The sequence below is a fragment of the Flavobacterium sp. CR10 genome (genome assembly GCF_055814415.1).
The window spans coordinates 3,791,334-3,814,403 of the sequence record NZ_CP185985.1 but is presented as its reverse complement, the minus strand read 5'-3'; the positions used below and the strand labels follow the sequence as shown (position 1 = coordinate 3,814,403).

18 protein-coding genes are annotated in these 23,070 nt (G+C 34.0%); 5 read left to right on the top strand and 13 right to left on the bottom strand.

Annotated elements, in window-relative coordinates:
- Nucleotides 1-14: 14 nt before the first annotated feature.
- The 3 genes from ACNRYB_RS16745 to ACNRYB_RS16735 all read right to left on the bottom strand — a co-directional run bounded on the left by ACNRYB_RS16745 (nt 15) and on the right by ACNRYB_RS16735 (nt 4,367).
- The gene (locus ACNRYB_RS16745) at nt 15-1,145 is read right to left on the bottom strand and encodes an ABC transporter substrate-binding protein (protein ID WP_343707002.1); all 1,131 of its coding nucleotides are present in this window, start codon (nt 1,143-1,145) and stop codon (nt 15-17) included.
- 49 nt (nt 1,146-1,194) lie between these two features.
- A complete protein-coding gene (locus ACNRYB_RS16740) occupies nt 1,195-1,782 on the bottom strand; it encodes a phage tail protein (RefSeq protein ID WP_343707003.1) in 588 nt (195 codons plus the stop codon).
- Between the two features lie 230 nt (nt 1,783-2,012).
- Nucleotides 2,013-4,367 (bottom strand): mechanosensitive ion channel family protein, encoded by a 2,355-nt coding sequence (locus tag ACNRYB_RS16735; protein WP_473727981.1) that lies wholly within the window; start codon nt 4,365-4,367, stop codon nt 2,013-2,015.
- 438 nt (nt 4,368-4,805) lie between these two features.
- On the opposite strand from ACNRYB_RS16735, the gene ACNRYB_RS16730 reads away from it, so the two are divergent.
- The 4 genes from ACNRYB_RS16730 (at nt 4,806) to ACNRYB_RS16715 (ending at nt 11,145) form a co-directional block, all read left to right on the top strand.
- Nucleotides 4,806-5,102, top strand: coding sequence for a winged helix-turn-helix transcriptional regulator (locus ACNRYB_RS16730; protein WP_473727980.1), 297 nt, complete (start codon nt 4,806-4,808; stop codon nt 5,100-5,102).
- A gap of 192 nt (nt 5,103-5,294) precedes the next feature.
- Nucleotides 5,295-5,555 (top strand): hypothetical protein, encoded by a 261-nt coding sequence (locus ACNRYB_RS16725; protein ID WP_473727979.1) that lies wholly within the window; start codon nt 5,295-5,297, stop codon nt 5,553-5,555.
- Nucleotides 5,556-5,636: 81 nt separating this feature from the next.
- Nucleotides 5,637-10,013 (top strand): CusA/CzcA family heavy metal efflux RND transporter, encoded by a 4,377-nt coding sequence (locus ACNRYB_RS16720; protein WP_473727978.1) that lies wholly within the window; start codon nt 5,637-5,639, stop codon nt 10,011-10,013.
- Nucleotide 10,014: 1 nt separating this feature from the next.
- Complete coding sequence (locus ACNRYB_RS16715; RefSeq protein ID WP_473727977.1) at nt 10,015-11,145, top strand: efflux RND transporter periplasmic adaptor subunit; 1,131 nt, start codon at nt 10,015-10,017, stop codon at nt 11,143-11,145.
- 257 nt (nt 11,146-11,402) lie between these two features.
- Here ACNRYB_RS16715 and pdeM read toward each other — a convergent pair whose 3' ends face one another.
- From pdeM to ACNRYB_RS16685, 6 genes are read right to left on the bottom strand one after another with little or no spacing between them, the layout of a single operon-like run.
- The gene (pdeM, locus tag ACNRYB_RS16710) at nt 11,403-12,035 is read right to left on the bottom strand and encodes a ligase-associated DNA damage response endonuclease PdeM (RefSeq protein WP_473727976.1); all 633 of its coding nucleotides are present in this window, start codon (nt 12,033-12,035) and stop codon (nt 11,403-11,405) included.
- Between the two features lie 6 nt (nt 12,036-12,041).
- The gene (locus ACNRYB_RS16705; protein WP_473727975.1) at nt 12,042-14,501 is read right to left on the bottom strand and encodes a ligase-associated DNA damage response DEXH box helicase; all 2,460 of its coding nucleotides are present in this window, start codon (nt 14,499-14,501) and stop codon (nt 12,042-12,044) included.
- Nucleotides 14,501-16,102, bottom strand: a complete 1,602-nt coding sequence (locus ACNRYB_RS16700; protein ID WP_473727974.1) for an ATP-dependent DNA ligase — start codon at nt 16,100-16,102, stop codon at nt 14,501-14,503. Before ACNRYB_RS16700 ends, ACNRYB_RS16705 begins: the two co-directional genes overlap by 1 nt.
- A 54-nt stretch (nt 16,103-16,156) precedes the next feature.
- The gene (locus ACNRYB_RS16695) at nt 16,157-17,167 is read right to left on the bottom strand and encodes a ligase-associated DNA damage response exonuclease (protein ID WP_473727973.1); all 1,011 of its coding nucleotides are present in this window, start codon (nt 17,165-17,167) and stop codon (nt 16,157-16,159) included.
- A 44-nt stretch (nt 17,168-17,211) separates the two neighbouring features.
- Nucleotides 17,212-17,598: a YidH family protein gene (locus ACNRYB_RS16690; protein ID WP_129748976.1), complete on the bottom strand. Its 387-nt coding sequence runs from the start codon at nt 17,596-17,598 to the stop codon at nt 17,212-17,214.
- A gap of 17 nt (nt 17,599-17,615) precedes the next feature.
- A complete protein-coding gene (locus tag ACNRYB_RS16685; RefSeq protein ID WP_129748975.1) occupies nt 17,616-17,933 on the bottom strand; it encodes a hypothetical protein in 318 nt (105 codons plus the stop codon).
- Between the two features lie 225 nt (nt 17,934-18,158).
- Between ACNRYB_RS16685 and ACNRYB_RS16680 the strand changes: the two genes are divergently transcribed.
- Nucleotides 18,159-18,290: a hypothetical protein gene (locus ACNRYB_RS16680; RefSeq protein WP_255596598.1), complete on the top strand. Its 132-nt coding sequence runs from the start codon at nt 18,159-18,161 to the stop codon at nt 18,288-18,290.
- Nucleotides 18,291-18,376: 86 nt separating this feature from the next.
- Here the strand turns inward: ACNRYB_RS16680 and ACNRYB_RS16675 are convergent, their stop codons facing one another.
- The 4 genes from ACNRYB_RS16675 to gldF all read right to left on the bottom strand — a co-directional run bounded on the left by ACNRYB_RS16675 (nt 18,377) and on the right by gldF (nt 23,049).
- Complete coding sequence (locus ACNRYB_RS16675; RefSeq protein ID WP_129748974.1) at nt 18,377-19,006, bottom strand: DsbA family oxidoreductase; 630 nt, start codon at nt 19,004-19,006, stop codon at nt 18,377-18,379.
- A 406-nt stretch (nt 19,007-19,412) separates the two neighbouring features.
- Nucleotides 19,413-20,531 (bottom strand): DNA polymerase III subunit beta, encoded by a 1,119-nt coding sequence (dnaN, locus tag ACNRYB_RS16670; RefSeq protein WP_473727972.1) that lies wholly within the window; start codon nt 20,529-20,531, stop codon nt 19,413-19,415.
- A gap of 107 nt (nt 20,532-20,638) precedes the next feature.
- Nucleotides 20,639-22,324 carry a gliding motility-associated ABC transporter substrate-binding protein GldG gene (gene gldG / locus ACNRYB_RS16665; RefSeq protein ID WP_473727971.1) on the bottom strand — a complete coding sequence of 562 codons (1,686 nt, stop codon included), beginning with the start codon at nt 22,322-22,324 and terminating at the stop codon, nt 20,639-20,641.
- Complete coding sequence (gene gldF, locus ACNRYB_RS16660; RefSeq protein ID WP_091134400.1) at nt 22,324-23,049, bottom strand: gliding motility-associated ABC transporter permease subunit GldF; 726 nt, start codon at nt 23,047-23,049, stop codon at nt 22,324-22,326. The genes gldG and gldF overlap by 1 nt, the downstream gene beginning before the upstream one ends.
- Between the last annotated feature and the right edge of the window lie 21 nt (nt 23,050-23,070).

Below are 23,070 nucleotides of genomic sequence, written 5' to 3'. Positions count from 1 at the left end.
AACATACAGTTTAGTTAATGACATAGATAAGCATTGTCCCAGCCTCCCACATAATCAGGTTTTGTCTGTGAGGCAAAAGCCTTAATAAAATCCCCATCGTTTATCAATGTTTCAATTTTTCTAAAGCTTATATTATTTAAGGGATCTAAGTTTAATTGGTATATATAATGGTTAAATCGTGTTCTGTTAGTATCCTTATCAAATCGGATAGTGCCTCTCGGGCCTTCAATATTTAATCTGTGTATTTCTTCAATTAAAGAACTTGTTTTTAAATTTCGGGCATTTAAAAGTAAATTCTTTAATATCAGACCATTTTCATAACCTAAAACCGAAAATAGAGATGGATTTTCATTATAAACTTCCTTATATCCCGAAGTAAAATCTACTGACTCTGTATCGTTTGGCATCCAGCTGCTGACTACATAAAGTTCATGAGGATTATTTTTATATTCATCCAAAATTTTATCATTGATAAAAAAAGGCGTTACATAAAAAGGATATTTTTGAGTAAGTTTATTTTGTTTTAAAAAATCAGCATTCTCGTCTGCATATAAACCGCTATAAAAAGCAAAAACAGCATTGGGTTGCTGCGTATTTATAATCTGATCCATATATGACGCTTCATTTTCTCTAGGAATAAAAGGAGTAATATAATGGCCCGTAAAATGAGTTTTTTCTTTAAACGCATATTCTAAAGCATGAAGCATTCCATATCCCGAATCATAGAATGAAGTAGAAGTTGATATTTTATATTTTTTATCTGAAAAATATTTACCCAAATGATAGCAAGAATCAGTTAGTCCTAATGAATTTATAAATATTCCTTTGTGTCCAGAGGTTTGATAATGAGTTGTTGCTCCCAAATCTGCAACCAATAATAAAATATCATTACTAGAAGCATATTTATAGACTTCAGGTATATTACGATGTCCCAAAAAGCCAATAACAATTGATATATCTTCTTGAAAAGTAAACTTCTGAAGTTTATCAATTATTAGTTTTTCATCTGCACCAATACCAATACTTTCAACAAAAAATTTTACGTTTAGATTATTGAGTTTCAAACCCCTTATAAAATCTTTATTTAATGAAGGATATTGTTGCGACTTTGGAAGTAAAACACCTATTTTAATGTCGTTATCCATAAAATGAGATTAAAAAAATAGAGGCAAAAAATGCCTCTATTTTAAATTATTAGTTTCTAGATGGAAAAATTCCTTGTAATGCGATACACATGTTAACAGCAAGATATGGATTGTGTAAATCAAAAGGTTGAGTTCCTCCAGCTATACTTGTATTTCCTCCTAAAGTTGCACTCGCAGTAATACCGCCAATTTTAGAAGTTCCAGTTCCTGGTTCACTGTAGATATTTGGTGTTGAACCGCCTGAAGATAAAGAGTTATTTCCATTATCTGTGTCGTTAGTAATCGTTCCTCCAGTTGCAGAATTAGTAGTCAAAGCTAAAGAAACAGTACCAGTTGTAAGGCTATGTACGTGGGCAGGCATGTTTGCTGTCAATAAAGTCATCGTTTCGCTACCTGCTCTTTGACCTATTACATAATTACTAAGACCAGGTCCTTGACCAAAATGAATAGGAGCTCTTCCTCTTAGATCAGGCAGAGCAAATGTAGTAACACCATCTCCACCATAAATTGTTCCAAGTAGTGAAAATAAAGCTGAATTCTGTGCAATTGACATGATTTGTCCATTGCAAAAGGCAAATCCTTTTGGGTTAAAATTAAATGCAAAACTCAAAATTGTTCCAAGGTATACTTCCGGCATAATTTTTTAAGATTTAATAGTTAATGTTAGTTTTCGTAGTATTTTACTACAGTGCTAAATTACTTTATAACTAAATTATGGGTACACGGGTTTATACGTGTTTTTTACTAAAGTGCTATTATTTAACATAATACCTTAAAAGTGAGGAAATAAGTTCAATATTTTGACTCCAAGAAAAATGTTTTGGGCAATAAAAAAGGCAGTAATTCGTTACTGCCTTTTTCTGTGTTTTAACTTGAGAATGTCAAGCCTTTATTTTTGAAGCTTACATAAAGCTCTTGTCTTGCGGAACTTATCGTTTCTTCGGTTCTGTAAATACTGCACCAGAACTTGATTAAAAGTTTATATTTTCCATCAGAAATTGAGCTGTAGTATATTTGTGATGGTTTTGAATTGTTTACCAACGGAAGATTGGCAAGAGTTTCATTTACCGTTGTATTAATCTCCTCAGGAATGGTTTCTCCATTAATTTCAAAAGTAATTTCAACCAATTTGAAATTGTCAGTATACGTCCAATTGGTAATATTTTGAGATAATAAGTTACCATTCGGAATAATGATTTCGGCACCATTTGGAGCATTGATTTTAGTCGTTCGCAATCCCATCGATTTGATGCGGCCAGATTCTGAGCTAATTTCAACCACATCTCCAACTTGAATTGGTTTATCAAAAATCAAGATGATTCCCGATACAAAATTATTGACAATGTTTTGGAGCCCAAGACCGACACCGACACCTAAAGCTCCTAAAAGAATACTAAGTTTATCTAGTGGCATACCAGACGCGGCAACAGCAATTAGATAACCGCTTATGAGGACAACCAATCGTGTAATAAGCAGTTTTGAATGCTGTCTTTTATTGATGTTTTCTTCATTTTCATCATCAATTTCACCAAAGAAATAAGCAACATATTTCTGCAATAAGTGCGCAGCCCAGATAATAATAAAGAATAAAACGATATTACCCAGCGTAAAGGTAATACTTCCGATTGTATTTGGAAGGCTTAATAGTTTTGTCAAAGCAGCACGAAGCGATTCCCAAATATTCAAATTAGAAGCAATTACAATTAGCCACATATAGCTAATCACAATGATAAAAGGTCTTTTCAAAGTATCTGATAAACTTTCATAATCAAACATTTTTTCAATTCCTCTTTTTACTCTAGTAGTATAAATTTGAAGCAAAATAATTTCCAAAATAATCTTCAAAAGCACACTTAAAGCAACAATTTGAGTAAGCGATATAAAAGCTGTAAGACTTAACATATTAGAAAGAGAAACTCTTCCGAATAAATTATAAAGAATAGACAAAATATTTAGCCCAATAAAAATGATACTTGCCCATTTAAAAAAGCCTTTTATATAAAGTTCTTCTTTAAGTGTTTTGATTTGAACTAAACCATAACGGATTCCTAAAATATTGATCGCTACAAACGCAAAACGTTGCGATAATCCGATGGTGATAAACAAATCCAAAAAGCAAAGCGCAAAAAACAATCCTAAAAGGAAAAGCCAGTTTCTCATAGCAACGCCTGACCACTGATTTTTAAAAAGGAATATTAAAACCCCAAGCAAGAAAAGCTGAATCAATTCTAAAAATAGAGCAGGAGCATACAAATTGGTAACCACAGCAATATTTAATGCAATAACCAAAACAGGAAGTAAAGCGCCGCGATTTAAATATTTGAAATTTAAAAGTAAAAGATTGTCAGCATAACCATTTGTTTTAAGGTATTTGATGTTACGGGAAATATACCAAAACAAAAGTCCCATAAAGAAGCATAAAGTAATAAGTCCGCCAGCTTTATAGCTTAAGTAATAAGCCGCAACATTTTCTTCAATTATAATCTTTGCTTTAATGTTGTGAGTTACCCTTTTTTTAGCCGCAGAGTCGTTAATTTGCCATAATGACGGATATTCTTTCTTAAAAATGCTTATTCCAGATTTTTCCAGTTTGCTTTCAACAGTCGCCAAAGCATTAGAAACTGCGATTTTTCGCTGTACGGTAAGTCTTTTTTTATTGTTTAAAGTAGTCTGATTTTGAGTCATCAGGCTATCAGTTGCAACATATCTTTTCCTAAGATTTCCGAATTCTTTCTTGAATTGCTTGCGGCGAATAGTGTCTTTTAATAAAGTAATTAAAGTTTTGTCTTTGCGCAGATCAATTACACGTTTCTTTATGTTTTCAAGATTTTGATTTCGGTCATTGATGGCCTTATTTTGTTCTTCCAATTCCTGCTGAATTTCCTGAAGAACAATGCGGTACATTTGCTGATTTCGCACATTTGGATTGGCTCCTTTTAAGCTGGCTAAAATTAAATCTAGTTTGCTTTCTGTGCGTTTCATGTCGCCAAAAAGATGACGGGTATCACCAGCGAAATCAATATCATTGTAAGCAGATTCTAATACTTCACCTGCTTTTTCTATTGCCATTAAATAATCGCTATCTGTAGCAGTCGTGTCGTTGAATAATCTTCCGCGACTTTCTTGTTTGACAGGTTTTTGCTCTTGAGCATAATTAACTTGCGAGAAAAAAAGAAGTAAAAATGAAGAAAGAAAATAAAAAAAACTTTTTTTAATGATCATAATGTAAGGGGCTTATATTGTGAGTTCCAAAATTAATTTTTTTAATAGACTTTTAGCTAAGAAAAATTAAATTTAAAAACCATAACTGAACATTTATTAGTATTTCTATTCTGGATCTCGTGAAGCAATTTCCTGCTGGATTTTTTTAAGAAAAGTAGATTTGGCAATAAGAAAGCCATTGGTAAAGTAAATATCATTAAACTTAACAGTCCTTTTGCGAGGAATATTAATACAATAATGATTAGCGATAAGATGGCAATTAATATCAAAAAATTAATTGTTGTCTTAATCGTTTTCTATATTTTTAAAGATCTTCAAAGCTCATTTAGCTAGGTTTCTTGGTTTTCATTTTCTATTTTTACTTTAGAATTACAACAAATTTTATTTAGAAAACTTTGCAAAACAATAAGTCAGTTTTTTTGACTACCCGATAAAATTATGGAAGAAAAAGAAACTTGTCCAGCACAAAGACTATTGAAGATGTTATCTGGAAAATGGAAAGCAGAAATTTTTCGTCTCGCTGTAGAATCTCCTTTGCGATTTAATAACTTGCTGCGTCAGATTCAAGGTTCGAACAAACAATCTTTATCTACAGCTTTAAAAGAGTTGGAAGAAGAAGGACTTTTGGAAAAAATTACCATTAAACAAAAACCACTGCATATTGAATATAATTTGACAGAGAAAGGAAAAGCTTTAATTCCTGTTTTTCAGCATTTGGAAGGATTGTCCCAATAATTCTAAATTGTTAAAAGATATATTCAAACTATTTTTCATAGTGAAAAATTATATTATTTAGGTTAAGTTTGCATTGTGCGAAAACAAATTGTCTACATATTTATTTTTCTAATAGCTTCAAACAGTAGTTTTGTACAGCAATTTTACAAATTGCCAATACTGATTGAGCATTATCAAGAACATAAAAAACTGATGGACTTAACTTTCATCGATTTCTTGTCTATGCACTATTGGGGAGAAGATTTGAAAGACAATGATGCTGATCGCGATATGCAGCTTCCTTTTAAAACAATCAGCAGCAGCGCTTTTCACTTTGTTTTTATTTTAGACGACAAAGATTTGCTTCCAGTTCCTTTTAATCTGGAATTGCCTCAATCAAAAATTCCTACTTATAGATCAGATCTTTTTTCAGATCCAAATCTGCTATACCTATTTAGACCTCCTATCGCATAATTATTTTTTAAAATTTTTATTGAAGCAGCTGAAACATTTCGTTTTACAGCCGCTCATCTATTATTTTTTAATTAATATATTATGCTCAATAAAGTAATTCAGTTCTCAGTTAAGAACAAACTGGCAATTGGAATCTTTACACTGCTGTGGATTATCTACGGCGTGTATGAGGTTACCCAGTTGCCAATTGATGCCGTGCCAGACATCACAAATAATCAGGTACAAATTATCACTACAGCGCCTTCCCTTGGAGCCGAAGACGTAGAAAGATTAATCACTTTCCCGATTGAACAAGCTATTAGCAATATTCCGCATCTTAAAGAGAGCAGAAGTATTTCTCGATTCGGACTTTCATTAGTAAGTGTTGTTTTTGAAGATGATGCCGATGTGTATTGGGCTAGACAGCAAATTACTGAAAGACTGCAGCAAGTAGAAATAGACCGAAATGCTAACAGGCCAGAAATGGCTCCAGTAACCACTGGTTTAGGAGAAATTTACCAATATGTTTTAAAGCCAAAACCAGGGTTTGAAGAAAAATATTCTTTAGAAGATTTAAGAACAATCCAAGATTGGACAATCAGGAGACAGCTTTTAGGAACAGCAGGAATTGCTGATGTTTCTACTTTTGGCGGAAAATTGAAACAGTATGAGATTGCTGTAAATCCTGCCAGATTGAAAGCTCAAAATCTAACTATTAGCGAAGTTTTTACTGCTCTAAATAGCAGTAACGAAAACACTGGAGGAGCTTATATTGAGAAAGGACCAACAGTATCTTATATTAGAAGTACTGGTTTAGCTAAAAGTATTGAAGATATTGAAAACATTGTGGTTAAAAGTACACAAGGCGGACTTCCAATTTTAGTAAAAGATGTTGCTGATGTTAAGATTTCTTCGGCAATTCGTTACGGTGCATTGACGACAGACGAATATGGTGAATCTGTCGGCGGAATTGTTATGATGCTGAAAGGAGAAAATGCTAATAATGTTATTGTCAACGTAAAGGACAAAATTGCCGAAATTGAAAAAATTCTTCCAGAAGGTTTAAAAATTGAGCCATTTTTAGACAGAACAAAAATGGTAGACAACGCCATTGGAACTGTCGAAAAAAACTTAATTGAAGGGGCGTTAATTGTGGTTCTGATTCTGGTTTTATTTCTTGGAAATCTAAGAGCAGGTTTTATCGTGGCTTCAGTTATCCCGCTGGCGATGCTTTTTGCTATCATTATGATGAATACTTTTGGCGTAAGCGGAAACCTAATGAGCCTCGGTGCCTTAGATTTCGGATTAATTGTCGACGGAGCCGTTATTATTGTGGAAGCCATTCTGCACCATCTTCATAGTTCAAAAAAATACAAAGCAATAGATTCTATTTCGCAGGAAGAAATGGACAAAGAAGTAACGGGTTCTGCCGCGCGAATGATGAATGCCGCCGTTTTTGGACAAATTATAATATTGATTGTTTATCTGCCAATTCTTTCTTTACAAGGAATTGAAGGTAAAATGTTCAAGCCAATGGCGCAGACTGTTGCTTTTGCAATTTTAGGAGCTTTCATTTTGTCATTGACTTATGTGCCAATGGTGAGCGCTTTATTTTTGAGCAAGAAAATCAGCCATAAAAAGAATCTTTCGGATCGTATTATGGAAAGATTAGAAAAAGCTTATGAAGGTTGGCTTACTAAAGCTTTAGGTATTAGAAAGGCAATTGTAATTGCTGCCTTTGTACTTTTTGGAATAGCACTTTTATTATTCGGAAGAATGGGAGGAGAATTTATTCCGCAATTAGAAGAAGGAGATTTTGCTGTAGAAACTCGTTTGCTTTTGGGAACGAATCTCTCTACAACTACCGAAACCATCACGAAAATTTCTAAAGAGCTAAAGAAAGAATATCCCGAAGTGCAACAAGTAGTTTCGAGAATTGGTAGTGCAGAAATTCCAACTGATCCAATGCCAATTGAAGGTGGAGATATGATTATTGTTCTAAAAGACAAATCGGAATGGACAAGCGCTTCTTCGTTTTCTGAATTAGCCGATAAAATGACGAAAACCGTTAAAAGAATTGCGCCAGGAGTTACAACCGGATTTCAATTTCCTGTTCAAATGCGTTTTAACGAATTAATGACGGGAGCAAAACAAGATTTGGTTTGTAAAATTTACGGAGAAGATCTTCAGAAACTTTCTGAATATGCTGAAAAATTAGGAGCAATTAGTAAAACCGTTGAAGGCGCAGCCGATCTTTATGTAGAAAAAGTAACAGGAATGCCTCAAATTGTAATTGACTATAATTGGGCTGAAATGGCAAAATATGGCTTGCGCGTAGCTGATGTAAACAGTACAATTAATGCCGCTTTTGCTGGTGCTGTTGCTGGAAGTATTTACGAAGGTGAAAAGCGTTTTGATATGGTGATTCGTGTAGAAGACAACGGAAGAAAAGGTATCGAAGATGTTAGAAATCTTTTAATTGCAACACCATCAGGAATGCAGATTCCGCTTTATCAAGTTGCTAAAGTAGATGAAGTGGAAGGTCCAAACCAGATTCAGAGAGAGAATGCAAAACGAAGAATTATTGTCGGATTTAATGTTCGAGGAAGAGACGTGCAGTCTATTGTCGAAGAATTACAGCAAAAGGTAAACAAACAAATCAAATTTGATCCAGGTTATTATATCACTTACGGTGGGGCTTTTGAGAATCTTCAGCAGGCAAAAGCGAGATTAGGAGTTGCAGTTCCTGCCGCTTTATTGATGATTTTCGCCTTGCTTTATTTCGCTTTTAGATCATTTAAAGAAGGAATTATCATTTTTACAGCCATTCCGCTTTCTGCAATTGGCGGTGTGTTTGCTTTAGTCTTGCGAGATATGCCTTTTAGTATTTCGGCTGGAGTTGGGTTTATTGCACTCTTTGGTGTAGCGGTTTTAAACGGAATCGTATTAATCTCCGAATTTAACCGAATTCAAAAACACGGAGAAATCACAGATCCTTTTGATATTATTTTATTAGGAACCAAAAATAGATTACGTCCAGTTTTAATGACAGCTGCTGTGGCTTCATTAGGATTTCTTCCAATGGCTTTGAGTAACGGAGCAGGAGCAGAGGTTCAGCGTCCGCTGGCAACAGTCGTAATCGGTGGATTGGTAACAGCAACACTTTTAACTCTTTTTGTACTTCCAGCTATTTATTTGATGACTTATCACGCAAAAGGATTTTCTAAAAAAAGAAAAAAACACATGAACAATCTAACCATTTTATTGAGCATTCTTTTTATTGGTAGCATGGCAAATGCACAGCAATTGCCAATTTCGCTAGACGAATCGATTTCAATTGCGATTCAAAACAACAGAACCATTAAATCGGCTAAATTAAACGAACAGTCTAAAAGCCATTTGCAAAAAACGGGATATAATCTTCCGCAGACACAAATCGATGCCGATTACGGACAGTTTAACAGCGCACAGAAAGACACGAGATTTGGAATTAGCCAAACTTTTGCTTTTCCTACCGTTTACAGCAATCAGAAAAAAGCATTTCAAGCCGATTTTAATAAAGCAAAAGCTGAAGTTCAGCTGACTTCTCAGGAAATTAAAACCAGAGTCAGAAATGTTTATTATGATTATTTATGGCTTCAAAGTAAAAAAGAACTTTTGGTTTACGCTGATTCCATTTATAGAATCATGGAAAAGAAATCGGATTTGAGATTTAAAGCGGGTGAAGCCAATGTTTTAGAAAAAAGTGCTTCGCAATCTGCGAGACAATTTTATAGCAATCAATTGGTAATGGTAAACAGAGATATCGAAATTGCTTTAAATTCTTTTAATGCTATTCTTCAGGATAAAGTCGAACATACTCCTAAAAAGCAAAAATTAAAGGCAGTTTTAAGTCGAGCATCAATCGAAAATTTAAAGACAGAAAATCTTCCTGCTGTTCAGCGTTCGCAATTTGAATCGGAATCTGCCAAATGGAGATGGAAAACTGAAAGTGCCAAAATGCTTCCTGAAATTACTTTAGGCTACAATAATTTAAGCATTATCGGAAGTCAAACTAACTCTTCAGGTCAGGAAATTTATTATGATAGTTCACAAAGATTTAATTATGTAAATGCAGGACTTTCAATCCCTATTCTTTTTACCAGTCAGTCTGAACGAAAAAGAGCCGCAAAGGCAGAATATGAAAGTTATGCAGAGTTGTCTGAAGCTTTAAAAATAGAGGTGAAAACTAATATTGAAAATGCAGATCGCGAGCTGAAAAAATACGAAGAAAGCTTGGCGTATTATGAAACGGACGGATTGAAAAATGCTCAAACCATTATCGAAGCTTCAAGCAGCCAATTGCAAAATGGAGATATCGATTATTTGCAATGGGTTTTAGTAGTAAATCAGGCCATTACAATTAAAAGTGAATATCTAGACGCGTTGAATGCATATAACAAAGCAGTCGTGACACTTCAAAATCTAAATAACATCTAAAATGAAAAAATATATTGCAGCGTTTATAGGCGCTATATTTCTAATTTCTTGCGGAAATAAGAAAAATGAGGAAACTAAAAGTGCTGAAAATAAAAGCATTGATATTATCAAATTAAGTCCTGAACAAGTAAAAAACGCTGGACTAGAAAGCGGTAATCCGACTATAAAAAATGTCAAAGAGATTTTACAGCTTCAAGGAACTGTAACGGTTCCTCCAAAAAGTGTTATCAGTATTAGTATTCCGCTGGGAGGTTATGTAAAAAGTACAAATCTTATTGCGGGAATGAATGTTCAGAAAGGTCAGGTTTTGGCCATTTTAGAAGATATGCAGTTTATCGAATTGCAGCAGGATTATCTTATGGCAAAAGAAAAGTTTGAATTGGCTCAAAATGAACATAGAAGACAGAAAGAATTGAATGTAAACAAAGCGGCAAGCGATAAGGTTTTAGAGCAGATTACTACTGAAATGAGAACTCAACGAATTACAATGTCTTCGTTAGAACAAAAATTAAATTTATTAGGAATTAATGCTAAAACATTAAATGTCAACAATATTAGCAAAACCATAAAAGTAGTTTCACCTATTAATGGTTTGGTTTCTAAAGTAAATGTCAATATCGGAAAATATGTAAATCCGACTGATATGCTTTTTGAACTAATCGATAAAAAAGACATTGTTTTAACTTTAAATGCATTCGAAAAAGATGTTACTTCTCTTTCGATTGGGCAGAACGTTACGGTTTATGCAAATGCTTCTGACACTAAGAAATACGGAGCTAAAATTGCGTTTATCAATCAAAGTTTGAACGGAGATCGTGCGGCTGAAATTATCTGTAAAGTAAATGCATACAATCCGGCTCTTCTGCCAGGTTTATTTATAAATGCGGAAGTTGAAGTTGAAAATCAAAAAGCGCTGACAGTTCCAGAAGATGCTGTTGTGCGTTGGGAAGGCAAATTTTATGTATTTACAGAACTTGGCAATAACCAGTTTCAAATGGTAGAAGTGAAATCTGGAGTTAAAAACGAAGGATATAATCAGATTATCTCTGATGTTATTTCTAGTTCTTCTAAAGTGGTAATAAAAAACGCTTACACTTTATTGATGTCTGCCATGAATAACGATGAACAATAATGTTTAATTTCTGATTGCAATTTAGAGTAAACATGAGAACCCAGTAAATTTAGTTATACTGGGTTTTTTAATTTAAATAAATAATTCATTCCGTCGGAATGTTTCGTCGGTAGAAAAAAAATGAATTGTGATTCTACGTTCCGTAGGAACGTTTGATTAATTAATGATTTGCTTTTTATGTATAATCAAGTGTCCCTACAGGACACTCACAAACGAATACGTTTTTTTTCTACCGACGAGATTATTGATGATAGAAATTAATTATTTATCAAAATAATTTCATCTCCAGCAATAGCAAAAATAGTATGATCTGATTCAGGTTTCATAATAAATTTCCCTGTAAATTCTCCAAAAGCAGGCAATATCATTTGGTTGCTTTTTTGGAAAAAACATTTCAGTTTTAAACTTTGAAGCCCTAATCCGCGTAAAATTACTCCAGGATGAATATGTCCAGAAAAATTAAAAAAATCTTCTTTTTCTGTTGGATGATGGGTAAACAAAAAATAGTCAATTTCTAGAGAGTCAACAACAAGAATTCCAATTTCATAATAATGTTTTTGGTCGATTATATCATGATTCCCTGCCACTAAATACGTTTCTTGATTATGATTGGAAATCCATTCTTCAAATAAATTCCATTCGGTGTTTTTGGCGCTGTGAAATAAATCTCCTAAAAAAATGATTTTTTCGGGAAGAAAATAATCTAGAACTTCTGTGATTTTTTTGAAATTTTCTGACACCGCACTTTGTGGAATAGCGATTCCGTGTTTTCTAAAATGCGTTACTTTTCCTAAATGCACATCAGAAATGATAATCATTTTTTTCGATTCCCAATAAACAGCTCCGCTTGGATGGAGTATAAAATTTTCGTTTTTGATTTGAATTTTCATAAGCTGTTATTTCATGTAGGAAGCTGTCATTTTTTGAATTCTTTCTGCGAGAGTTTCACTAGAAAGTTTTTCCCGCAATCGATCTGTAATGATAGGAAAACTAAAAGGAGTTGGTTTCAAACATTGTTTCCAGATGATTTTCTGATTTGCAATTCTTTCTAAAGCCAAAATTAAACGCCCTTCTTCCAGCTGATGTTCAAAGGTTTCGCGATAAGCTTGATGCAATAATAAATTATCGGGTTCAAAATCTCGAAAGACTTCAAACAGCAATTGCGAACCGCTTTGTAAATGCTTCGTCTTAACCATTTTTCCTGGAAAACCTGTAAAAACCAATCCCGAAATTACGGCAATATCTCTAAATTTTCGTCTTGCCATTTCGGTTGAATTTAGACTTTTCTGCAAATCATGATGCACATATTCTGTAGAAAATAAATTATTATCTAAAACCGCTTCGATATCAATTTCCTGATCCGAAAGCAATTCAAATCCGTAATCATTATATGCCAAAGAAAAAGTGATTGATTGTAATAAACTAATTCTAAATGCCAATAAACTGGCTAAAGCCTCGTGCACAAAACGTCCTTCAAACGGATAAAAAATAGCATGAAATCCTTCGCGGGTTTTAAACGTTTCGATTAAAAATTCATCTGAACTTGGCACAATAGACTCTTTTCGCTGTCTTTTGAATAAAGGCTGTAAAGCTTTTAATTCTGGTGAAAGATTGTCGGTATTAGCTCGATACAATTCTTTCCGAAGCAATTCGCTCATTTGGGAAGATAAAGCCAAACGTCCGCCCATCCAGCTTGCAATTTTAGATTCTTTTTTTGGACTCGCTTTTTTAACCAGAACCTGCATATTCCTGATTTTGAATAATTCCAGCTTTTTTCCAGCAAAAATAAAAGTATCTCCAGGTTTTAGTTTCGATATAAACCATTCTTCAATCGTTCCGATATAACCACCACTCATATATTTTACATTCATTACAGCATCGCCAACAATAGTTCCAATCTGCATTCTGTGGTGCATGGCAATCATTCTGCTATTTATTTTATAACAGCCGTTCTCATCAATTTCAACTTTTTTAAATTCATCATACGCATGTAAGCTCTGACTTCCTTGAGTAATAAAATTTAAAATCCAATTCCAGTTTTCGTCGCTAATAGTTTGATAACTGAAAGTTCCCTGAATTTCTTTTAAAATTTCATTTGGATAAAATCCGTCAGAAACTGCCAGAGTGTTTAAATATTGCACCAACACATCCCAACTATTCAAATACGGAACACGATCTTCGATCACACTGTTTTCAACCGCTTTTTTCAAAGCAGAAGCTTCTATTAATTCAATAGCGTGAGTAGCAAGAAAATAAATAACGCTTTCCTTTCCAGGCTGATGTCCGCTTCGTCCGGCACGCTGCATAAAACGAGCAACGCCTTTTGGACCGCCAACTTGAATAATCGATTCGACAGGAGCAAAGTCAACACCCAAATCTAAACTTGAAGTGCAGACCACGACTTTTAATTCTTCATTTCGAATGGCATTTTCTACCCAAAGTCTGGTTTCTCTGTCAATACTTCCGTGATGCATCGCCATTTCGCCAGCGAATTCAGGATATTTTTCTAATAATCTCTGATACCAGATTTCACAAGCCGAACGGACATTGGTAAAAATAAGCGTGGTTTTACTTGATTTTATGATTTTAGCTGCTTCATCAATCAGATGCAATCCCATATGTCCGCGCCACGGATATGCATCCATTTTCTCTGGAATTATCGAAACAACTTTTATTTTTTTATTAATGACCGCTTTGATTAAAACAGAATTATGAAAGGCTTCAGAATCAACTCCTAGCAAGACTTCTTGTGCTTGTTGTAAATTGCCAATTGTAGCTGAGATTCCCCAAATTCGAATATTTTTAGCAATTGTTTTGAGCCGCGATAATGCCAATTCTACTTGAACACCTCTTTTTGTTCCCAATAATTCGTGCCATTCATCAATTACTATTGAACTGCAATTTTTAAAAATACTTGTATAACCTTTTGTTGCCAAAAGCAATTGCAGACTTTCTGGAGTTGTAATCAGTAAATCTGGCATTTTGTTTTTTTGCTTGGCTCGTTCAGCAGATGAAGTATCTCCAGAACGAATCCCGACTGTCATTGGAATATCTAAATCGGTTAGAACTCTTTCTGCCGCTTGTTTGATTTCAACAGATAAAGAACGTAAAGGCGTAATCCAAATGGCTTTTAATCCTGAATTGTGCTTGGTTTTGTAATTCGGATTTTCTTTAATGTAGTTTAAAATGATAGGAAGCCAAAGCGCATAGGTTTTTCCGCTTCCAGTTGGAGCATTTAGCAAGCCATTTTTTCCCTGCAAAAAAGCAGTCCAAGTCTGTGTCTGAAACGGAAAAGGTTTCCATCCCTGACTTTCAAACCAATTATTGGCAATATTAAATAACTGCTCTCTATTCATTATGAAATCATATTTTTTAAATCTTCTATCGAATTGGCGTCTTCAATTTTTTTATCGTGTCGCCATCTTAAAATTCGCGGAAAACGTGTTGCAACTCCGCTTTTGTGTCTTTTGGAAAGCGCTATGCCTTCAAAACCAATTTCAAAAAACAATTTTGGAGTCACGCTTCTCACTGGACCAAAACGTTCTAAAGTGTTTTTTTTGATGAAATCATCAACCATTCTAAATTCAGCATCGGTTAAGCCAGAATACGCTTTCGCGAAAGTCACGAGTTCTCGTTCGTTATTTTCATTTTCCTGCCAAAGAGCAAAAGTATAATCGGTAAATAGATTGGAACGTCTTCCGTGACCGCGCATAGCGTAGGTGAGGACTGCGTCTATGGTTAAAGGTTCGATTTTCCATTTCCACCAATCGCCTTTCTTTCTTCCGACTAAATATGGAGAATCTTTTCGTTTCAGCATCAAGCCTTCGCTTCTCATTTCGCGAGATTTTAATCTTTCGTTTGCGACTTCTTCCCAAGTCGAAAAATGAATTCTTTCTGAAAGCTGTAACGGAATTTCTTTTCCAATTAAACTCGTAAATAATTCTTCTAATAAAGTACGGCGTTTTTCGTAAGGCAGATTCCGAATGTCATTTCCCTGCCATTCCAATAAATCATAAGCTTTAATAATAACAGGCGTATTTTTTAAAACAGAAGCTGATACATTTTTACGGCCAATTCGGGTTTGCAAATCATTAAATGTCCCGATTTGATTATCAATGAAAGGAAGAATTTCGCCATCAATAACAGTTCCGTCTGGAATATTTCCAATGAAAGATTGAAATTCAGGATACTTATCGGTTACCAATTCTTCGCCACGGCTCCAAACATAAATTTCATTGTCACGAATAATAGTCTGCGACCGAATTCCGTCCCATTTATGTTCTGCACTCCAGTCTTCTGGATTTCCTAAACTTTCCGGTTCGCCTTCAATTGGATAAGCCAAATAAAACGGATAAGGTTTCGATAAATAATCGCTGCTTTTTTCATCCAAAATTAATTCTTGAAATGTAATTGTATTCGGATTCCAATCGCCCATTAATTTATAAGCGAGCGTATCTTCGTCAATATTTTCAGCTTTGGAAAGCGCTCGTGTCATCAACTTCTGACTTAAACCAATTCTGAAACTTCCTGTGATTAATTTAGTGAAAACGAATCTTTCGTAATAATTTAAATTCAGCCAATTGGTTTGTAAGTATTCTTTTTTCTCTGAATCGTTTTTCTTTTTTAAAGCGATGATTTCTTGTAAAAATTCGGTCAGACTTTTATCGGAATGTTCTTTTGTAGTAGGAATAACCAACGCAATTGTTTCTGCCAAATCTCCCACAATATGATAGCTTTCTTCAAAAAGCCAAAGCGGAATATTAGCCAATTCGTTTGCCCATAAACGCAATAAAGTAGTATTGACTGGGCGAGGAGGACAACGATGCGAAAGAATTGCAATTGTCCAGACTTTATCTTCATCGCTTGCCTTTAGAAAATAATTAGTCAGCGCATCAACTTTTACCGATGTTTTATTAGAACTATCTAAGGTTTTTATAAGCTCGGCAAAGTTTTTCATTTAATTATGAATTTTGAGTTATTAGATATGAGTTTGACATTAATAATTTACAATTCACAATTCATCATTATTTACATCATTTGTTTCTCCTTCGTATTGTGTGTTTGCGGTTCTGGCGTCGTAACCTAATTCTCTTAGATATCTCGAAAATATATCTGAATATCCGTGAGTACAGATTACTTTTTCGGCTCCTGTTGCTTTTATGCTTTCCAATAGACCTGTCCAATCACAGTGATCGCTTAAAACAAATCCGCGGTCAACGGCGCGTCTGCGTCTGGCTCCGCGAAAAGCCATCCAGCCGCTTGCTGTTCCGGTTACAAAAGGAGTCATTTTTCTAATCCAAGTGCTTCCGTGCGCGCTTGGAGGTGCAATTACTATATTGCCAAGTAAATCTTCTTTTTTAGTTTCAGATGTTACTCTTATAGTTGGAGGAAGATCAATCATCGGACGGACAATATTGGTCATATTTTCTATTGCACCATGAGTATAAATTGTTCCAATATTAGGATCTAGATTTTTTAATAAGCGTTGCGCTTTTCCTAAAGAATAACCAAATAAGACAGATGTTTTTCCTTCTGCGCGATTCTCAGCCCACCAATTATTAATTTCTGTCATGACATCAGCTTGCGGTTCCCATTTAAAAGCGGGAAGGCCAAAGGTGCATTCTGTTATAAAAGAATGGCATTTTACCACTTCGTACGGGACAGAAATTCCGTCATCTTCTGTTTTGTAATCTCCAGTGAAAACCCAAATTTCACCTTTGTATTCAACCCTTATTTGGGCAGAACCAATAATATGGCCTGCAGGATGAAAAGAAAATTTCACTCCATTTATCGTAAAAGTTTCATTCCAATTTTTTCCTGAAACATTAATTTCCCCCAAACGATGTTTTATAATCGGAATATTTGAATAATGTGTGATGTAATTTTGATGCCCCCAACGCGCGTGATCAGAATGGCCATGTGTAATAATGGCATTTTTTACTGGACGCCAAGGATCTAAATAGACATCAGCCTGCTGACAGTAAATTCCTTTATCGTTAAATTGAAGTAATGGCTGATTCATTTTTTAATTGGATAATTAGAAAATTCGGCAATTATGTAATTGTTTTATGCACTTGCTGCAATGATAAGATAGGCAATAAGTGATATGCTCAATACAAACAGCATCATAGTAATAAAGGTAAGCATTGCTGTTGAATATTGATACTTTCCCTTTTTTAATAATTTGACTGTGTGACTATAACGCAGATAGGCCAGTAAAATAGTCATAGCTCCAGCAATCAATAAACCGATTCCTAAATAAATAGTAAAATTGCTATTTGGCGGTATAGTTTCGGCAAGATATTTTGCAGGAAGCTGTTTTAGAAATAATGAAAATTTTACTGCGACAAATCCGAAAACCATTATTCCAATTCCTGTACGAAGCCATGCCAACAAAGTTCTTTCGTTTGACAAGTATTCGTTCATAATTTCCTGATCATTCTTTGGCGACATAGTTGTTATGGAGTTTTTTAGTATTCAAAATTTCTGTATGGAGGACAGTTATATTTATCATCTTCGTTATCTAAATTATAACTGTTATAAGGATTTGTATCATCATAAGAAGAATAGGGCGTATTGTCCTCAGCCAAATTTAGTCCGCTTTCTATGATTTCATAGCAATTCTCTGAATGATCACATTGATTGCGATAATGAGTATCGTGGTTTTGTCCCGAAGTAAACTCTTCATCCATTGCTTCGTTTTCATGTGCTGTATCTATATGATCTGGTTTACTGCATTTAAAATCATTTAATCTTGCAGTTTTTCTGTTGTCGGTTTCTGTTCTCATAGCTGCTATTTTAAATTAGTAAATACTTTTCTTAAAAGGTACATACAAATTTGAAAATTAGATGCTTGAAAAAATTATAAGATTCAAATTGATTTTTACATGATTTGATTATGCAATAAATTTAACTTAATTCTTATTTTGTAATAATGAAATATAATTCTGTAAACCAATTGCTTATGTGTTTTGCAACTTTGTATATATAAATAATTTAAAAAATTATACATTATGGAAACTTCAAGAAAAGATTCGAAATCTGGAATGAAAGATTCTGGAAAAACTCAAAAATCAACATCTGGTTCTAGAGGAAAAAGCACTACTACAAAATCAACTGATTCAAAAGGTAGAGCTGGACATTAATTTTTTAGTTCATTAAATGACTAAATAATAAAAGCGTGCTGTTTATTTATAGACAGCACGCTTTTAAATTTTATTGTGAATGGGAATTACTTTAAAACTTCTTGAATTGTTTTTACAAATGTTTCTACAGGTTGAGCGCCAGAAACCGCATATTTTCGATCAAATACAAAGAAAGGAACACCTTGAACGCCAATTTCACCTGCTTCTTTAATGTCTGATTGAATTTCTTCTAAAAATAAATCTTCACTCTCTAAAACTTCCCTAATTTCATTTTCTTCTAAACCAGCTTCAATTCCTAATTTGATTAGGGTTTGACCGTTATTTAAATCCTCTCCGTCAGTGAAATAAGCTTTAAAGAAAATCTCTTCCATTCTGTCGCCTATATTTTTGGTTTTTGCCAATTGAATAATTCTGTGGGCATTTAAAGAATTTGAAATAACTGCTTTATCAAAATTATAATCTAAGCCAACACTTTTAGCGCGTTCTGCAACGCCATTGTGCATTTCTTTAGATTGTTCAATCGACATACCTTTTCTTTCTGCTAAATATGTATAAACGTCCACATCAGGCTGAGATGTGATTGTTGGATCCAGCTGAAAGCTTTTCCATTCAATTTCAAAATTATCATTGGGAAATACAGCAAGTGCAGTTTCCAATTGTCTTTTTCCGATATAACAAAACGGACACATGATGTCCGACCAAATTTCTATTTTCATATTGCAAAGATACGGAAAATTGTTTGTTTCATGTTTTAGGTTTCATGTTGAGATGATTTGTGTTTTTTTTACCGCAAAGTGCGCTAAGATTACGCAAAGGTCACAAAGTTTTTTTTAAGCTGAATGAGATAATCTCCCAAGGTCGCGGAGTCGCAAAGTTTTTACATAAAGCTTAGCGAACCTAGTACAAATCTTAGCGACCTGTGCGGTTAAACTATACATCTAGTATATCAACTTGAAACTTGAAACAAAAACTAATCTCAAATAAAAAACCGCAACTCTTTATGGGAATTGCGGTTTCTAGGTATAAAAAATGGTTGGTTAATAGCGATATCTTTTTTTTTACAATGATATATCTTTTATTTAAAACTAAAAAATATCCCTGTAACAGAAAGAAACTTTAATGTTAACTATTTAACATTACAGGCATTACAAGCATAGTAACTGTTTCTCCTTCTTCTAAACCATCAACTGGAGTTAAAATACCAGCTCTGTTTGGTAATGACATTTCAAGCATAATCATGTCAGATTGAAGGTTAGTCAGCATCTCTGTCAGGAAACGTGAGTTAAAACCAATTTGCAAGTCATCTCCTTGATAATCACAAGTCAATCTTTCTTCTGCTTTGTTTGAGTAATCGATGTCTTCTGCTGATACATTCAATTCTGCTCCAGCAATTTTTAAACGAATTTGGTGTGTAGTTTTGTTAGAGAAAATCGCAACACGTTTAACTGAACTTAAGAATAAAGAACGGTCAATCATTAATTTGTTCGGATTTTCTTTAGGAATTACCGCTTCGTAGTTCGGGTATTTTCCATCAATTAAACGACACATTAAGATATAGTTGTCAAATGAGAAAGTCGCATTTGAATCGTTGTATTCAATTTTCACTTCAGCATCAGAAGTTCCTAAAATACTTTTCAAAATATTTAAAGGTTTTTTAGGCATAATAAAATCCGCAACTTGAGATGCTTTTACATCTGTACGAGCATATTTTACCAATTTATGAGCATCTGTAGCTACGAAAATTAATCCTTCTGGCGAAAACTGGAAGAAAACCCCAGACATTACTGGACGTAAGTCATCGTTTCCAGCTGCAAAAATAGTTTTGCTTACTGCAGTTGCTAAAACTTCTGCAGGAACAAGCGTTACAGATGGATCTTCAAGACTTACTGCTTTAGGAAATTCTTCTCCTGCTGCGTAAGCCAATGCATATTTACCTGAATTTGAGCTAATCTCTACTGTATTGTTGTCTTCAACAGTAAAAGTTAACGGCTGTTCTGGGAAAGTTTTCAAAATTTCAAGTAAAAGTTTAGCCGGAACAGCTACACTTCCTTTACTTGTAGAATCGATCGATAATGTAGCCGACATTGTTGTTTCAAGATCTGAAGCCGAAACGGTCAACTCATTGTTGTTTAGTTCAAATAAAAAGTTGTCTAAAATAGGCAACGTATTATTACTATTGATTACATTACCTAAAACTTGTAATTGTTTTAATAAGTACGAACTCGATACTATAAATTTCATCTGTTTTATTTTATTTTTTGATGGATGCTTTAGCAAATAAAGGGCTAAATATACGGATTACAAATATATCTTAAACTATCCAAAGTATTACATTTTTTTATTAACATCTATTTGCTGTATTTTCTTTTTCTTACAAAAGTAAATACTAGTCCAAAAACTGTTAAAATTAGAATTGGTACTCCGATAGTTATGACTTGAGTCTGAGTATAGCTTTCATAAACTTTTTCTTTGTCCAATAGAGGCAGTTCAACATCTTTGCTTCTAATGTTAATAAGTCCTGTATCATCAAGAAGATAATTGATGCAATTCATGATGAAGTCTTTATTGTCGTATAAATTTCCAGTTCTTTGGTCGTAACCTAATTCCACTGGCATCATGTTCTTGTCCAATTGGTTTTTTGCAATATCCCCGTCAGCAATAACAATCATTTTGTTCGGCTTTCCTTTTGCTGTAAAGGAATTGTCTTTGAATGGCAAAACTCGATTTTCAAAAGCAGAATGGAAAGAGCCTTCTAATAAAACGGCAAGATTCTGATTTCCTTTATTCAAATAATCTTGAGGAGTAGATTTCTCGGTTACCATATTCAGATTAATTTCTGCTGGTGTTCCGATAGTTTTGGAATATTGAGAAGACTGTAATAAAACTGTTTTCTTGATTCCGTTTTTCAACGTGTCAATAGGATTCGCAAAATCAAATTTGATTCCACCTAGATTTTTTACAATTGGATGCTGGCTCTTTGGGTAAACCTGTGGAGCAAATTTCCAAATAAAATCTTGATATTGCGTTGCGCTCCCTTGTTCGCCAGTTGCCAATTTTATCGGGCTTCCATATTCATCTTTTATCAAATCAGGATTAATTCTGAATCCGTATTTGAAGAACATGTCGTTTAGATTTAAATCTCTCGGATAAGCTAAAGTTGCACCTGCATCATTGTACAAACTGTCCATGTCGGCTGCTACTTGATCAATTAGCCAAATGGTTTTTCCGCCATTCATAATAAACTGATCCAGAACTTCTTTTTCTTCATCAGAGAATTTTTCTGTTGGTTTAGAAATAATGGCTAAATCATATTTTTTCAACGCATTTAAAGTTCCGTTTGGATCTTTTGCAACTGAGTCTAAAGTGAAAGGTCCAATAAAGTAACTTTCACGAATCTGCATCAGCATTTTGGCGATATGAATTTCGTTCAATTCGCCATTTCCTTTTATAATGGCAACTTTTTTCTGTTTGTTTTTAGTTACTTTATTTACGGCATCAGCAATTGAATATTCAAGATGCTGAATAGAACCGATTACTTTTTGCGTAGTTGAAGCTCCCATAATGTTTTTCAATAACGGAATATTCACTTCTTTACCGTTATAAACCGCAATTGCCCAAGGAAAAACCATTGCTTGAGATTGTTTTCCTTTGTCGTCAACCGTAATGTTTACGGGAGTTAAACCTTTTTGGAAAAGTGATTTTGTCAGTTCTTCGCTTTCATCTTCATTTTCTAAAGGATCAACAAATTCGAAAACAATATTGTTGTTATAGGCCTGAAATTCTTCTAATAATTGTTTGGTTTCCTGCTGTAAACGTCTAAAATCGGCTGGAAGATCTCCGGCCATATAAATCTTTATAGAAAGCGGATTTTGAACTTGTTTTATAATGCCCAACGAAGTTGGAGATAATGTATAACGTTTGTCTTTCGTTAAATCAAAACGATGGAAAAATAGAGTTCCAAGTACATTTAAAACTACTAAAATAAAAATAGTAATACCTAATGTTTTTAAATTTTGCTTTATAGATGGTTTCATTAGGCTTTATAAGATTTTAATTGGTAAACAGTAAAAGACAAAAAAGCAATGGCAATGCTTAAAAAGTAAATAATGTCGCGAGTATCAATTACACCACGACTCATACTTTTAAAATGATTTTGCATTCCTAAAACCGAAATGAAATTGTTTGAACCTGGAATTAGTGAACTCAGACCTTCAAAGCCAAAATAAAAGAAAAAGCAAAGAAAAACGGCCACAATAAAAGCTACAATCTGATTTTCTGAAAGGGTAGAAGTAAAGATTCCGATTGCTGAATAAGAAGCAATTAAAAACAACAACCCGAAATAAGAACCAATTGTGCTGCCCATGTCGATATTGCCTTCTGGCGAACCTAAATCTGAAATTACTTTTACGTAAATTAACGTTGGAATAATCGCTAGAATAATCAGTAAAAATGAGCCGAAAAATTTACCGTTTACAATTTCCCAGATTGACAAAGGTTTTGTTAGAAGCAATTCTAAAGTGCCTTGTTTTTTTTCGTCAGAGAAACTTCTCATGGTTACGGCTGGAATTAAGAAAATCAAAATCCATGGCGCCAATGTGAAAAACGGAGTTAAATCGGCATAACCTGTATTTAGAATGTTATAGTCTCCTTCGAACACCCATAAAAACAGTCCGTTGCTGATTAAAAAAACAGCGATGACCAAATAGCCAATTGGAGAGCCAAAAAAGGATTTTATTTCTCGTAAAATAATTGATTTCATTTGTGTTTTTTGTTTTTATTG

Bases quoted from the DNA above. Each gene is read 5' to 3' on its own strand.
- ACNRYB_RS16745 (WP_343707002.1), bottom strand. From the start codon at position 1,145: ATGGATAACGACATTAAAATAGGTGTTTTACTTCCAAAGTCGCAACAA.
- ACNRYB_RS16740 (WP_343707003.1), bottom strand. From the start codon at position 1,782: ATGCCGGAAGTATACCTTGGAACAATTTTGAGTTTTGCATTTAATTTT.
- ACNRYB_RS16735 (WP_473727981.1), bottom strand. From the start codon at position 4,367: ATGATCATTAAAAAAAGTTTTTTTTATTTTCTTTCTTCATTTTTACTT.
- ACNRYB_RS16730 (WP_473727980.1), top strand. From the start codon at position 4,806: ATGGAAGAAAAAGAAACTTGTCCAGCACAAAGACTATTGAAGATGTTA.
- ACNRYB_RS16725 (WP_473727979.1), top strand. From the start codon at position 5,295: ATGGACTTAACTTTCATCGATTTCTTGTCTATGCACTATTGGGGAGAA.
- ACNRYB_RS16720 (WP_473727978.1), top strand. From the start codon at position 5,637: ATGCTCAATAAAGTAATTCAGTTCTCAGTTAAGAACAAACTGGCAATT.
- ACNRYB_RS16715 (WP_473727977.1), top strand. From the start codon at position 10,015: ATGAAAAAATATATTGCAGCGTTTATAGGCGCTATATTTCTAATTTCT.
- pdeM (WP_473727976.1), bottom strand. From the start codon at position 12,035: ATGAAAATTCAAATCAAAAACGAAAATTTTATACTCCATCCAAGCGGA.
- ACNRYB_RS16705 (WP_473727975.1), bottom strand. From the start codon at position 14,501: ATGAATAGAGAGCAGTTATTTAATATTGCCAATAATTGGTTTGAAAGT.
- ACNRYB_RS16700 (WP_473727974.1), bottom strand. From the start codon at position 16,102: ATGAAAAACTTTGCCGAGCTTATAAAAACCTTAGATAGTTCTAATAAA.
- ACNRYB_RS16695 (WP_473727973.1), bottom strand. From the start codon at position 17,167: ATGAATCAGCCATTACTTCAATTTAACGATAAAGGAATTTACTGTCAG.
- ACNRYB_RS16690 (WP_129748976.1), bottom strand. From the start codon at position 17,598: ATGTCGCCAAAGAATGATCAGGAAATTATGAACGAATACTTGTCAAAC.
- ACNRYB_RS16685 (WP_129748975.1), bottom strand. From the start codon at position 17,933: ATGAGAACAGAAACCGACAACAGAAAAACTGCAAGATTAAATGATTTT.
- ACNRYB_RS16680 (WP_255596598.1), top strand. From the start codon at position 18,159: ATGGAAACTTCAAGAAAAGATTCGAAATCTGGAATGAAAGATTCTGGA.
- ACNRYB_RS16675 (WP_129748974.1), bottom strand. From the start codon at position 19,006: ATGAAAATAGAAATTTGGTCGGACATCATGTGTCCGTTTTGTTATATC.
- dnaN (WP_473727972.1), bottom strand. From the start codon at position 20,531: ATGAAATTTATAGTATCGAGTTCGTACTTATTAAAACAATTACAAGTT.
- gldG (WP_473727971.1), bottom strand. From the start codon at position 22,324: ATGAAACCATCTATAAAGCAAAATTTAAAAACATTAGGTATTACTATT.
- gldF (WP_091134400.1), bottom strand. From the start codon at position 23,049: ATGAAATCAATTATTTTACGAGAAATAAAATCCTTTTTTGGCTCTCCA.